Genomic DNA, 13609 nt, shown 5'->3' with positions numbered 1-13609 from the left:
CTGGGTGCTGGAAAGCGCGCTGAAGCCCAACGCCGCCTGGACGATCTTCAGCCGCGCCGAGCGGGTGGACAACGACGAGCTGACCCCCGCGGTCGGCGGCCATCACGGCCCGGTCTTCACCGTCGGCAAGGTCTCGCTGGGGGCGATCCACGACTGGCAGGTCTCCGATCACCTGATCTTCGGCCTGGGCGCGCTCTATGCCTGGGACTTCGTGCCCTCAGCCCTGGACGCGGCCTATGGCGACGACCCGAGCGGCGCCATGGCCTTCGTGCGGCTAAAGCTGCACTAGGGGCCCGACGGCGCGGGATCGACGCGGTCCAAGGGCTCGGGCCGAGGGCGCGGGGCCAACGCCAGGCGCGAAAGGCTAACGAGGGCGGCGACAGCGGCCAAGACGGCGGCGGTGGCCAGGGCCGTCTTGGTGGCTGCGGTGCCCGCGAGGTGGAAGAACACCGCCGTGGTCACCGCGCCCGCCGTCTGGCCCAGCAGCCGCGCGGTGGCCAGCGCGCCGCCGGCCGCGCCGGAGCGGTGCATAGGCGCGGAAGTGACCATGGCGCGGTTGTTGGGCGACTGGAAGAAACCGAAGCCCAGGCCACAGAGCGCCATGCGCCAAGCGATGTCCCAGTTGCCCGCATGCGCCGGCATGATCGACAGCGCGAAGAGGCCGAGGGCGAAGACGCTGAGCCCGATCCCGCCCAGGGTTCCCGCCCGATGCCGGTCCGCGAGGCGTCCGGCCAGCGGCGCGGAGATCCCCACTGCCAGCGGCCAGGGCGTCATCAGGAGGCCGGTCTCCACCGCGGTGCGGCCCATCACCTGCTGGAAGTAGAACGGCAGGCCGACGTAGGCCATCATCTGGGCGGCGAAGGAGACGATCGAGGTGGCGATCGACAGGCCGAAGATCGGCAGGCGCAGCAGGTCGAAGGGCACCAGGGGCGCCTCGCGCCGCAGCTCGCGGTAGCTGAGCAGAGCGCCGGCCGCAGCTCCGATGGCGAGCTTGGACAGACCCGAGGCCAAGCCCTCGCGCGCGATGCTCTCCGCCCCGGTGATCAGGAAGCCGAAGGTCAGCGCGTTCAGCACCGCCGAGATCCAGTCGAACTTGCGGTCCGAGCCCACGGTGACCGGCAGGGACCGGAAAGCGATGGCGATGGCCAGGACGCCGATCGGCACATTGATCGCGAACAGCCACTCCCACGACGCCTTGGCGAGGATGGCGGCGGCCACGGTCGGGCCGATGGCGGCGGAGATCGAGATCACCAGGGCATTCAGCCCAATGCCGCGGCCCAGGAATTTCTTCGGATAGGTGAAGCGCACCAGGGCGGCGTTGATGCTCATGATGCCGCCGGCGCCCAGGCCCTGGAACACTCGCGCCAGGGTCAGGGTGGCCAGCGTATGGCTGAGCGCGCAGCCCAGCGAGCCCAGGGTGAAGACCGCCAGCCCCGCCATATAGACCCGCCGGTAGCCCAGCCGGTCGCCCAGCGCCGCCAGCGGCAGGAGCGTCACGGTGATCGCCAGCTGGTAGGCGTTGACGATCCAGATCGACGAGGCGGCGCTGGCGTGCAGCTCGCCGGCGATGGTCGGCAGGGCCACATTGGCGATCGCCCCATCGAGCACCGACATGGCCATCGCCAGCCAGATCGCCGCGACCGACCAGTAGCGGCGCGGAACCGGCAGGCCATCGGGCATCCCCGCGGCGGCGTGGGCGTCGGTGTCTTCGTCCACGGTCGCGCGCGGGGTCAGCATCGAGGGTCAGAACCCTTGGGACGGCATCTGGCGCCGCCTAAGCGCTGGCCGCCGCGCTGGGCCGGGCCTTCACGCGGCCGAGCCAGTCGGTGAGCTTGGCGAACTTGGGATCGAGCGGCTGGCCAACCGTAGCCCCGAACTCGAGGAAGGCGAACAGCAGGATGTCGGCCAGGGTGAAGCGGTCGCCGGCGATCCAGGGTCCTTTGAATTCGCCCTCAAACCATTCCAGGCCGTCCTGGGCCAGCGCCTTCAGGCCCGGCGCGGCGTCGGGCAGGCAGCGCATCCGGCTCTGGAACAGCGGCAGGCCCTCGGCGTAGCGGAAGCCGTTGGCCATGGGTTCGCAGACCTTCAGGTCCACCCGGCGGGTCCACATGCGGGTCGCGGCCCGTTCCTCCGCCGTGCTCCCGATCAGCGGCGGGCTCGGCTGGCGCTCCTCCAGATATTCGCAGATGGCCGTGATCTCGGTGACCGTCGATCCGTCGTCCAGTTCCAGCGCCGGCGTCTGGCCCGCCCGGTTCACCTGGGCGTTGTAGGGCTCGCGCCGGTTCTCGCCGCCCATCAGGTCGACCTTCACGAAGGGCATCTCCAGCCCCTTCTCGGCTAGGAACATCTTCACCACCCGCGGGTTCGGGCCGATCGAGGTATGCAGTTTCATGGGGTTTCCCTTGTCCTGGGCACAGCTCTAGGCGGGCGCCGCAAGGGGCGTCAACGGCCTCGCCATTAACCATTTTTTTACCGATCGGCGTGGCGTTTCGACGCGGTTTGGGGTATAGACGCGCCCCATGGCTGATCGACAGTTCAAACCCGACCTGACGGGATCTGGCGAAACGCTCGAGAGCCTCCTCGCCCGTCTTCGCCCAAACCTGCGCCCCGTGCGTTCGCGGCGCGATGGCCCCACCGACTGGGAAAGCTTCGTCACCTCCAGGCGTCCGCCGCGCGGCGCCGGCGGGGCCGAGGCGCCAATTCCCCGCGAAAGACCGGTGCCGGACGCCTACGCGCCGATCTGAGGCGGCAGCGCCGCCGGCCTCGGCCCGCCGGTCGCCCAGTCCAGCAGTTCGACGGGATGGATCACCGGCAGGCTGACCGCCGGCGCGATCTGGGCGACGCAGCCGACGTTGCCGGCGGCCACGACCGCGGCGCCGGTCTTCTGGATATTGACGGCCTTTCGGGTCCGCAGCCGTCCGGCCAGTTCCGGTTGCAGGATGTTGTAGACCCCGGCCGAGCCGCAGCAGAGATGGCCCTCAGCGATCGGGCGCACCTCATAGCCGGCCTTGGCCAGCAGTTCCGCCGGCCCGGCCTTGATCCCCTGGCCGTGCTGCAGCGAGCAGGGCGCGTGATAGGCGACGCTGAGCTTGCCCGGCCGGGTCACCGGCGGCAGGCCGACCTCGCCGATGAACTCCAGGATGTCCCGCGCCTTGCCGGCAGCCTGCGCGGCGTGGGCGTCGCCCGGCAGCCGCCGGCCATAGGCCTTCAAGGTCGTGCCGCAGCCGGCCGCCGTCGTGACGATAGCGTCGAAGGGCCCAGCGCGGGTCCAGGCCGCCAGGTTGGTCGCCGCGAACGCCGCCGCCTCATCCGCCCGGCCCAGATGTTCCGACAGGGCCCCGCAACAGGCCTCGCCCTCGGCCAGCACCACCTCATAGCCGGCGCGCACGATCAGCCGGATCGCCGCCTCGCGGATCGACGGGGCCATGGCCGGTTCGACGCAGCCTTGCAGCAGCAGCACCCGCCCGCGCGGCTTGCCTTCAGGCGGATAGGAACCTCGCGCCGAGCCTGCCACCGCCCGCGCCGGTACGAGTCGCAGCAGGGCGGCCAGCGGGCCGAGCTTGAGCGCCTCGAACACCGGTTCCAGCGGTCGAGCCATTCGACCCAACGCCAGCGCCGCCCTCAACCGCCCTGGTCGCGTCAGCACCGCCGGGATCGCCCAGCGCAGCCACCGCTCAGCCAAAGGGCGGCGGTAGTGGGCCTCGATGTGGGCGCGGCCGTGGTCGATCAGCTGGGCGTAGTCGACGCCGGACGGGCAGGTGGTCTTGCACGACAGGCACGACAAGCAGCGATCGACGTGGGTCACCGTCTCCCTGGACGGCGCCCCGCCGGCCTCCAGCATGGCCTTGATCAGCTCGATCCGCCCGCGCGGTCCGTCGCGCTCGTCGCCCAAGAGGACGTAGGTCGGGCAGGTGGCCGTACAGAAGCCGCAGTGCACGCACTTACGGATCTCCGCATGGCTGGCGGCGGTGTCCGGATCGGCCAGCTGGCTGGCGGTGAAGGCTGTCTGCATCAGTGACCCATCCGGCCCGGGTTCAGAACGCCCTTGGGATCGAACGCCGCCTTCACCCGCGCGGTCAGGGCGGCCAGGGCGCCGTCCAGCGGCTCAAACGCGACGCCTTCGCCGCGATAGAGCGTGGCGTGGCCACCGAGCGCTCGGACCGCTGCGCGGGGGTCCGCATCGGACAGCAGCCACACCAGGCCGCCGGCCCAGTCGTAGAGAGCCTCTCCCACCGCCTCGCCGACTTTCCAGCCCGACGCCGGCGGCACGGACACACGCCACAGGCAGCGCGGGTCCTTGGCGAACGCCTCCACCTCGCGGACCTGCCGCCAGAACTCGCGGCTGTGCGCCGTGTCGAGCTGATCGACCCGCCCAAAGCCCTTCAGCGCCGCCGCCAGGTGATCGACCCGCGCCGCCACCGAGGCCGCGAAGCCCTCCAGCCGCAGAGCCGTCACCGCCATCTCGCCCTTCAGCGGCGCCCGTGCGGCCGCGGCCCGCGGCAGATGCGCCGCGCCGGACAGCTCCGCCGGCTCGCCCATCGCCACGGTCATCGCCTCGCCCGCCCGCCGGTCATCCAAGCCGAACAGCAGCAGCGTCAGCTCGGTGCGCGCCGCCGGCAGCACCTTGATGGTGATCTCGGTCATCACCGCCAGCGTGCCCCAGGATCCGGCGATCAGCTTGGGCAGGTCGTAGCCGGTGACGTTCTTCACCACCTTGCCGCCTGCCTTCACCAGCTCACCGCGCCCGGTCACCGCCTGCAGGCCCAGGAAATGGTCGCGCGCCGCGCCGGCCCGGATGCGCCGCGGCCCAGAGAGGTTCGCCGCCAGGGTCCCGCCAAGCGTCGCGCGGCCCTTGGCGTCCAAGAGCTTGCCCAGGTGCGGCGGCTCAAACGGCAGCATCTGGCCCTGCGCCGCGACCAGCTTCTCCAGGGCGGCGAGAGTCACCCCCGCCTGCGCTGTGAGCACAAGCTCCTCCGGCGCGTAGTCGATGACTTTGTTCAGGCCCGCCAGGCTCAGCACCACGTCCGCGCCAGCGGCCGCGCCGATCGCGCGCTTGGTCCCGCCGCCGACGATCTCCAGCGTGCAGTCAGCCGCCTCGGCCTCGGCCACCAGCGCGCAAACCTCCTCCGCGGTCTTCGGCGTCTCGGTCCGGGCGGCGAGGTCCAGCATCTAGAACCGCGGCAGTTCGGGGAAGGCCACAGCCCCGCGATGCACATGCACCCGGCCCAGCTCGGCGCATCGGTGCAGGCGCGGGAACACCTTGCCGGGGTTGAGCAGCAGGTCTGGATCGAAGGCGCACTTCACCCGCTGCTGGCAGGCGAGGTCGGTCTCCGAGAACATCTCGCCCATCAGGTCGCGCTTCTCGACGCCTACGCCGTGCTCGCCGGTCAGCACGCCTCCGACCTTCACACAGAGCTTCAGGATGTCGGCCCCGAACGCCTCGGCCGCCTCAAGCTGCCCCGGCTGGTCGGCGTCGTAGAGGATCAGCGGGTGCAGATTGCCGTCGCCGGCGTGGAAGACGTTGGCGACGCCCAGGCCGTACTCCAGGCCCATCTGTGTGATCGCCCCCAGCACATAGGGCAGCTGGCCGCGCGGGATGGTGCCGTCCATGCAGTAGTAGTCCGGCGAGATCCGCCCCACCGCCGGAAAGGCCGCCTTGCGCCCGGCCCAGAAGGCCAGCCGCTCGGCCTCGCTCTCGGACACCCGCACCGTCGTCGCGCCCCGCGCCCGCGCCAGCTCCACCACATGGGCCGACAGCTCGGCGCACTCGGCCTCCGGGCCGTCCAGCTCGACGATCAGCAGGGCCTCGGCGTCCAGCGGATAGCCGGCGTGGACGAAGGCCTCGGCCGCGGCGATGGCGGGGCGGTCCATCATCTCCATCCCGGCGGGGATCACGCCGGCGGCGATCACGTCGCCGACGCAGCCGCCCGCCGCTTCCACCGAGGCAAACCCCAGCAGCATCGCCCGCGCGGTCTGCGGCTTCCGCAGCAGGCGGACGGTCACCTCGGTGACCACGCCCAGCAGCCCCTCCGAGCCGGTCACCACGCCCATCAGGTCGTAGCCGGCCGCGTCGAACCCCTTGCCGCCCAGACGCACCACCTCACCGCTCATCAGCACGAGCTCGCAGCCCAGCACATTGTGGGTGGTCAGGCCGTACTTCAGGCAGTGCACCCCGCCGGAATTCTCCGCCACATTGCCGCCGATGGTGCAGGCGATCTGGCTCGACGGATCGGGCGCATAGTAAAAGCCGTCCGCCTCCACCGCCCCACTGATCGCCAGGTTGGTCACCCCCGGCTGCACCACCGCGCAGCGGTTGGCGAGGTCGATCTCCAGCACCCGGTTGAACTTGGCCATGCCCAGCACGACCCCGTCGGTCAGCGGCAGGGCCCCGCCAGAGAGCGAGGTGCCAGCGCCGCGCGGCACCACCTTCACCCCGTTCGCCTGGCACCAGGCCAACACGGCCGAGATCTGGGCTACGGTCTCGGGCAGCACCACCGCCAGCGGAGTCTGGCGATAGGCCGAAAGCCCATCCGACTGGAACGGGATCAGGCCGGCGGGATCGCTGACCACGCCCTCGCCGGGGACCAGGCGCCGCAGCGCGCGCACGATCTCGTCCTTGCGGGCGATCAGCGCAGCGTCGGGCGCGGGCATCTTCATAAGCGGCGTTTCGCGCCTCGGGGGTGATCTCTCCACACCCTCCTACACTGTCATCCCGGACGCCCGAAGAGCCGATCCGGGACCCAGAGGCGGACGCACTGCAGAACCCCTGGGTCCCGGCTCTTCCCCCGGATCAAGTCCGGGGTGCGGCCGGGATGACGGGCTTCTATGCTGTAGCGATGATAGCCTGCAGGCCGCGCGCCACGGGCTCGAGCATGGCCCCGTCGGTGACGTCGGCGAGATCGCGGCGGGTATGGTGCAGCGGATGGCCGGCGACCAGGCCGACCAGCGGCCGGTAGCCGAGCTTGCGGAAGGTCGCCAACTCGCCCGGCGCATTGTGCGCGTCGAGGTCCAGCGGCTTGTCGTAGCCGCGTTGGCCGGCGAAGGCCTTGGCGCCCAGCGCGACGAGCGGGCCGCTGACACCCAGGGTCCGGGTGGCCTGCGGCACGGGCTGGCGGGCGATCTGGCCATCCTCCAGGGCAAAGTCGTAGGCCGCGACATTGGCGCCGATGGCCACCCACATCCGCGTGTCCGCCGGCTTCGGCGCCAAGGTCTGGGTGAAATGGTGCGCGCCGTATCCATCGAACTCATGGCCGGACGAGGCGACGACGATGATGTTGTCCTTGGTGGACGCCGCCAGCCACCGCGCCAGCCCCAGCCAGATGGCGATCCCGGCGCCGCGCTCGCCGGCGCAGTGGAACCAGCCGCTCTTCGGCGTGGAGATGACGATGGGTTTGCCCGGCCCGGCGCGGCGGCCGATGACGTTGTGCGCCGGCCGCGTGACGCTGTGGCCTTCGAGGCGCACGGTGACGCTGCGCCCGGCGGCTGCGGCGGCTTTCAGCGCGTCGGCCTCGCGGCCCGCGGCGAGCACGACCGGGACCTTCCAGGCGGCGGCCTTGGGATTGCGGTTGAGCGCGGCCATCTCGCCCAGTGGGTTCTCGGTGATCGCCACGACCGCCAAGGCGCCGCCGTTCACCGCCGCAACGATCTCCGGCGGTGGCGGCGATTCCAGCCCACCGCCCGCGCCGATCGGCAGATCGAGCAGGGCGATCTTGCCCGCGCCGCCGCTCGGCGACAGGGGCGCGGTGATCCCGCCGGCCGGCGTCGCGACCGGCGTCCAGTAGGGAAAGCTCTCCAGCATCCGGCCGCCGAGCGCGATGTCCACATGGCCCAGCTCGAACACCGGATAGTCGAAGGCCTGGCGCTCGACGGCGTAGCCGGCGGCCTTCAGCGCGCGCTCCATCCAGACGGTGGTGGCGTCGTCGCCCGCCGTGCCGGTGCGGTGTTCGCCAAGGCCTGCATAGGCCTTCACGTCGGCGTAGAGGGCGGCGCCAAACAGCGGGTCAGGCCCGGCGGCGTGGGCGGTCATGGCCGGCAGCGCCGTCGCCGCGCCGAGGCCGGCGAGCATGGTCTGCCGTCTGTCGATCTGAAACGCCACACGACCTCCATCCCGGACAGGCTAGGCCTCAAGGCCATGGCGGCCAGCTTTGCCCGCAATCAAGCCGGGAGTTAAGACATTCCAGCATCCGGAACGGATGGGAGAGGAGAAGAACCGCCCTAATCCCCCTTGAAGGCCGGCGTCCGCTTCTCGTTGAAGCTGGCGACGCCCTCGCGGCGGTCGGCGGTCTTGAACAGGCGGTTGTAGGCGGCCAGTTCCATCTCCATGGCCGCCGCCAGGTCCAGCGAATGGCCCTCGCGGACCACATGCTTGAGGGCGCGGACCGAGAGCGGCGCCTTGGCGGCGATCTCGGCGGCGACGCCCAGCACGGTCTCCATCAAGGCCTCGGGCGCGGTGACGCCATTGACCACGCCATACTCCAGCGCCTGGGCCGCGGTGAACGGCCGCCCGGTGGTGAGCAGTTCGATCGCCCGCCGTTCCCCGGCGCAGCGGCGGAGTAGTTGCGTGCCGCCGAGGCCCGGCATAATGCCCAAGCCCACCTCGGGCAGGCCGAACCGCGCCGTCTCCGAGGCGTAGGCGAAGTCGCAGGCCAGGGTCATCTCGCAGCCGCCGCCCATGGCCGCGCCATTGACCGCGGCAATCACCGGGACCGGCACGGAGAGCTGGGCGCGGACCATGGCCTCGAACACCCGGTGCTGCGCGGCCCAGGTCCCGTCGGTCATGCCGTTGCGTTCCTTCAGGTCGGCGCCGGCCTGGAAGTGACGGCCCTCGCCAGTAAGGATCACGCAGCGCAGGTCCTCCCGCGCCGCCAGCGCCGTCCAGGCCTCCGTCAGCTCTTCGCCCATGAGTGTCGAGAGCGCATTGGCGACCTCGGGCCGGTTGAAGGCGACGACGGCCACGCCGGGCGCGGGTTCGGTGACCAGAATTGTCTCGGGCATCAGAAGCTCTTCGGCAGGTCCAGCACGTGGGTGGCCACGTGGGAGAGGATGAGGTTCGTGGAGATCGGCGCCACCTGGTAGAGCCGGGTTTCGCGGAATTTGCGTTCGATGTCGTACTCCTCGGCAAAGCCGAAGCCGCCATGGGTCTGGACGCACATGTCGGCGGCGTACCAGGAGGCCTCGGACGCCACGAGCTTGGCCATGTTGGCTTCGGTCCCGCACGGCTGGCCGATCTCGAACAGGGCCGCGGCGTGGGCCACCATATGTTCGGCCGCGGTCATCTGGACGAAGGCGCGGGCGATCGGGAACTGCACGCCCTGGTTCTCGCCGATCGGCCGGCCGAACACCTCGCGCTCGCGGGCGTAGGCGGATGCGCGGTCGATGAAGAACTTGGCGTCGCCGATGCACTCCGAGGCGATTAGGATCCGCTCGGCGTTCATGCCGGAGAGGATGTAGCGGAAGCCCTTCCCCTCCTCGCCGATCAGGTTCGCGACCGGCACGCGCAGGTCCTCGAAGAACAGCTCCGTGGTGGCGTGGTTGATCATGGTCCGCACGGGACGGATGGTCAGGCCGTTCCCCACCGCGTCCCGCATATCCACCAGCAGGACGCTCATGCCGTCCGACGGCTTGGCGGCGTCGGCGCGCGAGGTGGTGCGGCAGAGCAGGACCATGAGGTCGGAATGCTCGGCCCGGCTGATCCACAGCTTCTTGCCCGAGACGACGTAGTGATCGCCGTCGCGCCGGGCGAAGGTGGCGATCCGCGTGGTGTCGGTGCCGGCGTCCGGCTCGGTGACGCCGAAGGCCTGCAGCCGCAGCTCGCCCGAGGCGACCTTCGGCAGGTAGGCCGCCTTCTGGGCCGGCGACCCATGCGCCAGGACCGTGCCCATGGTGTACATCTGGGCATGGCAGGCGGCGCCGTTGCCGCCCGACCGATGGATCTCCTCCAGCACCGCCGCGCCGGCCGAGAGGCCCAGGCCCGAACCGCCGTACTCCTCCGGGATCAGCACCGACAGGAAGCCGGCCTCGGTCAGGGCGGCGACGAACTCGGTCGGATACTGCCGCTCGCGATCCAGCGCCCGCCAATAGGCGCCCGGAAACCGCGCGCACAGCTTGCGCACCGCCTCGCGGATTTCGGGGAAGGTCGGGTCGCTGTCCTGAGCCACGGGCCATCTCTGGCGCCTGCCCCGCCGAGTGTCATCCTGGAAAGCGCGTCATCGCCCTCCTCCGTCATGGCCGGGCTTGTCCCGGCCATCCATGGACGCCGGCGATTGAGATTCTTCCTGTGCCTTCGGCGCGTATGGATCCCCGGCGCAAGGCTGGGGATGACGAAGAAGAGGGCGAACCTGTAGGGTTCTTCTCAGGGAAGGGAGACGCCGGGTGACGAATCTCAGCTATGTGCATGGCGCCGATGTGAGGCCCCTGCTGGGCCAGACGATCGGCCAGGCGTTCGACGCGACCTGCGCGGCGCATCCGGATGTGCCCGCCCTGATCTCGCGCCATCAGAAGATCCGCTGGACCTATCGCGAGATGGGTGAACGGGCGGATGCGCTCGCCGCCGGGCTGCTGGCGCTGGGGCTGGAACCGGGTGACCGGATCGGCATCTGGGCGCCCAATTACGCCGAGTGGGCGCTGACCCAGTTCGCCACCGCCAAGGCCGGGCTGATCCTAGTGACTATCAACCCGGCCTATCGCCTGAGCGAGGCCGAGTACGCGCTGAACAAGGTGGGCTGCAAGGCGCTGATCACCGCGGTCGCCCACAAGACCAGCGAATACCTGCACATGATCCGAGAGCTGGCGCCGGAGCTGTCATCGAGCCGTCCAGGCGCCCTGCAGGCCGGCCGCCTGCCGGCGCTGCGCTGGGTGATCACGCTCGGGGACCAGGAGCACGCCGGGTGCCTCGCCTTCCACCAGGCCTGCGACGCCGGAACGCCCGCCGACACGGCCCGGCTGGCGGAAATCGGCGCTCGGCTGCAGTTCGACCAGCCGATCAACATCCAGTTCACCAGCGGCACCACGGGCTTCCCGAAGGGCGCCACGCTCAGCCACCACAACATCCTCAACAACGGCTATTTCGTCGCCGAGGCCATCGGCCTGCAGGTCGGCGAGCGGCTCTGTATCCCGGTGCCGCTCTACCACTGCTTCGGCATGGTGATGGGCAACCTGGGCTGCGTCACCCATGCGGCGACCATGGTCTATCCGTCGGAGGGTTTCGACCCGCTGGCGACCCTGGAGGCGGTGGAGGCCGAGGCCTGCGCCGGGCTCTACGGCGTGCCGACCATGTTCATCGCCATGCTGGGCTGCGAGCGGTTCGGCGAGTTCGATCTGACGTCCCTGCGCACCGGCATCATGGCCGGCTCGCCCTGCCCGATCGAGGTGATGAAGCAGGTGATCGAGCGAATGCACATGCCGCAGGTGACCATCGCCTACGGCATGACCGAGACTTCGCCGGTCAGCTTCCAGTCCGGCGCCGACGACAGCCTGGAGGTCCGGGTCTCCACCGTCGGGCGCATCCACCCGCACGTCGAGGTCAAGATCGTCGACGCCGAGGGTCGCATCGTACCGCGCGGCGAGACCGGCGAGCTCTGCACCCGTGGCTATTCGGTGATGCTGGGCTACTGGGACGATCCCGAACGCACCGCTGAGGCGCTCGACGCCGCCGGCTGGATGCACACCGGCGACCTCGCGACCCTCGACGCCGAAGGCTGCGGCAACATCGTCGGGCGGATCAAGGACATGGTCATCCGCGGCGGCGAGAACGTCTATCCGCGGGAGATCGAAGAGTACCTCTACCGCCATCCGGCGGTCGCCGACGTGCAGGTCATCGGCGTCCCCGACACGAAGTACGGCGAGGAACTCTGCGCCTGGATCGTGCTGAAGCCTGGGGCGGAACTCACGCCCGAGGCCGTGCGCGCGTTCTGCCAGGGCCAGATCGCCCACTACAAGATTCCACGGCACATCAAATTCGTGGAAGGCTTTCCCACCACCGTCACCGGCAAGGTGCAGAAGTTCGCCATGCGCGAGGCGATGATTGCAGAATTGGGCCTCGTGCTGGAAAAGACCGCATGACCATTGCCACCCCTCTCCGTCATCCCGGCCGTAGCGAAGCGGAGAGCCGGGACCCAGGAGGGATGGTCAATGCGACCGCCCCTGGGTCCCGGCTCGGCCTGCGGCCGTCCGGGATGACGGTTGTTTCGGAAGCGGGGAGAGACTGATGCGCAAGCTCACCTCTGCCATCGACACCGCGTCCGCCGCCTTCGCCGCCAACGCCAAACTCAACCGCAAGCTGGCGGAGGAGCTGCGCCAGCGCGTGGCCCAGGCGGGCCTGGGCGGATCGGCCGAGAGCCGCAAGCGCCACGAAGCCCGCGGCAAGCTGCTACCCCGCGACCGGGTGATGCGCCTGATCGACGCCGGCGCGCCCTTCCTGGAGGTGGGCCAGCTGGCGGCCAACGGCCTCTACGGCGACGAGGCGCCGGGCGCGGGCATCATCACCGGCGTCGGCCGCATCTCGGGCCGCGAATGCATGATCGTCGCCAACGACGCCACGGTGAAGGGCGGCGCCTACTATCCGATGACGGTGAAGAAGCATCTCCGCGCCCAGGAGATCGCCCTGCAGAACCGCCTGCCCTGCGTCTACCTGGTGGATTCAGGCGGGGCGAACCTGCCGCACCAGGCCGAGGTCTTCCCCGACCGCGACCACTTCGGGCGGATATTCTTCAACCAGGCGCGGATGAGCGCCGAGAACATCCCCCAGATCGCCTGCGTCATGGGTTCCTGCACCGCCGGCGGGGCCTATGTGCCGGCGATGAGCGACGAGACCATAATCGTCCGCGGCCAGGGCACCATCTTCCTCGGCGGCCCGCCGCTGGTGAAGGCCGCCACCGGCGAGGTGATCTCGGCGGAAGAGCTGGGCGGCGCCGACACCCACGGCCGCCGCTCCGGCGTGGTCGACTATGTGGCCGCCGACGACGAGGACGCCATCGCCATGGTGCGCACCATCGTGGCGCACCTGAACATCGTAAAGCACGTCGAGATGGACGTGGCCGAGCCCAGGCCGCCGGCCTTCGATCCGCAGGAGCTCTACGGCATCGTGCCCGGCGACGTGCGCGCGCCCTACGATGTGCACGAAGTCATCGCCCGCATCGTCGACGATAGCGCCTTCGATGAGTTCAAGCAGCTCTACGGCACGACGCTGGTCTGCGGCTTCGCCCGCATCTGGGGTTATCCGGTGGCGATCCTGGCCAACAACGGGGTGCTGTTCTCGGAGAGCGCGCTGAAGGGGGCCCATTTCATCGAGCTGGCCTGCCAGAGGCGCATCCCCTTGGTCTTTCTGCAGAACATCTCCGGCTTCATGGTCGGGGGCGCCTACGAGGCCGGCGGCATCGCCAAGGACGGGGCCAAGATGGTCATGGCGGTCGCGACCGCCACGGTCCCCAAGTTCACCGTCCTGATCGGCGGCTCGTTCGGCGCCGGCAACTACGGCATGGCGGGGCGCGCCTACGCCCCGCGCTTCCTGTTCACCTGGCCCAACAGCCGGATCAGCGTCATGGGCGGCGAGCAGGCGGCGAGCGTCCTGGCGACCATCCGCCGCGATGCCCTCGAGGAGCGCGGCGAGACG

General features: G+C 70.2%; 10 protein-coding genes and 1 pseudogene. 3 read left to right on the top strand and 8 right to left on the bottom strand.

Annotated elements, in window-relative coordinates; translation table 11 throughout:
- A pseudogene (locus VHS75_RS00525) lies at positions 1-289 on the top strand (hypothetical protein); the annotation flags it as partial.
- Here VHS75_RS00525 and VHS75_RS00520 read toward each other — a convergent pair.
- The 8 genes from VHS75_RS00520 to VHS75_RS00485 all read right to left on the bottom strand — a co-directional run bounded on the left by VHS75_RS00520 (position 286) and on the right by VHS75_RS00485 (position 10157).
- Entirely contained in the window at positions 286-1737 is a 1452-nt protein-coding gene (locus VHS75_RS00520) for an MFS transporter (protein WP_329636644.1), read from the bottom strand. The pseudogene VHS75_RS00525 and the gene VHS75_RS00520 sit on opposite strands and share 4 nt — an antisense overlap.
- Before the next feature lie 37 nt (positions 1738-1774).
- A complete protein-coding gene (locus VHS75_RS00515; protein WP_329636643.1) occupies positions 1775-2392 on the bottom strand; it encodes a glutathione S-transferase family protein in 618 nt (205 codons plus the stop codon).
- Between the two features lie 336 nt (positions 2393-2728).
- Entirely contained in the window at positions 2729-4012 is a 1284-nt protein-coding gene (gene glcF / locus VHS75_RS00510; protein ID WP_329636642.1) for a glycolate oxidase subunit GlcF, read from the bottom strand.
- Positions 4012-5169 carry a glycolate oxidase subunit GlcE gene (glcE, locus tag VHS75_RS00505; RefSeq protein WP_329636641.1) on the bottom strand — a complete coding sequence of 386 codons (1158 nt, stop codon included), beginning with the start codon at positions 5167-5169 and terminating at the stop codon, positions 4012-4014. The genes glcF and glcE overlap by 1 nt, the downstream gene beginning before the upstream one ends.
- Entirely contained in the window at positions 5170-6657 is a 1488-nt protein-coding gene (locus tag VHS75_RS00500; RefSeq protein ID WP_329636640.1) for an FAD-linked oxidase C-terminal domain-containing protein, read from the bottom strand.
- Positions 6658-6823: 166 nt separating this feature from the next.
- A complete protein-coding gene (locus VHS75_RS00495; protein WP_329636639.1) occupies positions 6824-8095 on the bottom strand; it encodes a hypothetical protein in 1272 nt (423 codons plus the stop codon).
- A gap of 119 nt (positions 8096-8214) precedes the next feature.
- Positions 8215-8994: an enoyl-CoA hydratase/isomerase family protein gene (locus tag VHS75_RS00490; RefSeq protein WP_329636638.1), complete on the bottom strand. Its 780-nt coding sequence runs from the start codon at positions 8992-8994 to the stop codon at positions 8215-8217.
- On the bottom strand, positions 8994-10157 hold the full coding sequence (locus VHS75_RS00485; protein ID WP_329636637.1) for an acyl-CoA dehydrogenase family protein: 1164 nt from the start codon (positions 10155-10157) through the stop codon (positions 8994-8996). The genes VHS75_RS00490 and VHS75_RS00485 overlap by 1 nt, the downstream gene beginning before the upstream one ends.
- A gap of 214 nt (positions 10158-10371) precedes the next feature.
- On the opposite strand from VHS75_RS00485, the gene VHS75_RS00480 reads away from it, so the two are divergent.
- Together VHS75_RS00480 and VHS75_RS00475 are read left to right on the top strand one after the other, a co-directional pair.
- Complete coding sequence (locus VHS75_RS00480) at positions 10372-12060, top strand: AMP-binding protein (protein ID WP_329636636.1); 1689 nt, start codon at positions 10372-10374, stop codon at positions 12058-12060.
- Between the two features lie 145 nt (positions 12061-12205).
- On the top strand, positions 12206-13609 hold a 1404-nt coding region (locus tag VHS75_RS00475), incomplete at its 3' end, for a carboxyl transferase domain-containing protein (RefSeq protein ID WP_329636635.1).

The organism is Phenylobacterium sp. (genome assembly GCF_036264965.1).
GTDB lineage: Bacteria > Pseudomonadota > Alphaproteobacteria > Caulobacterales > Caulobacteraceae > Phenylobacterium.
This window is presented reverse-complemented; position numbering and strand designations above follow the sequence as displayed.

Bases quoted from the DNA above. Each gene is read 5' to 3' on its own strand.
- glcE (WP_329636641.1), bottom strand. From the start codon at position 5,169: ATGCTGGACCTCGCCGCCCGGACCGAGACGCCGAAGACCGCGGAGGAG.
- VHS75_RS00520 (WP_329636644.1), bottom strand. From the start codon at position 1,737: ATGCTGACCCCGCGCGCGACCGTGGACGAAGACACCGACGCCCACGCC.
- VHS75_RS00515 (WP_329636643.1), bottom strand. From the start codon at position 2,392: ATGAAACTGCATACCTCGATCGGCCCGAACCCGCGGGTGGTGAAGATG.
- VHS75_RS00490 (WP_329636638.1), bottom strand. From the start codon at position 8,994: ATGCCCGAGACAATTCTGGTCACCGAACCCGCGCCCGGCGTGGCCGTC.
- VHS75_RS00500 (WP_329636640.1), bottom strand. From the start codon at position 6,657: ATGAAGATGCCCGCGCCCGACGCTGCGCTGATCGCCCGCAAGGACGAG.
- glcF (WP_329636642.1), bottom strand. From the start codon at position 4,012: ATGCAGACAGCCTTCACCGCCAGCCAGCTGGCCGATCCGGACACCGCC.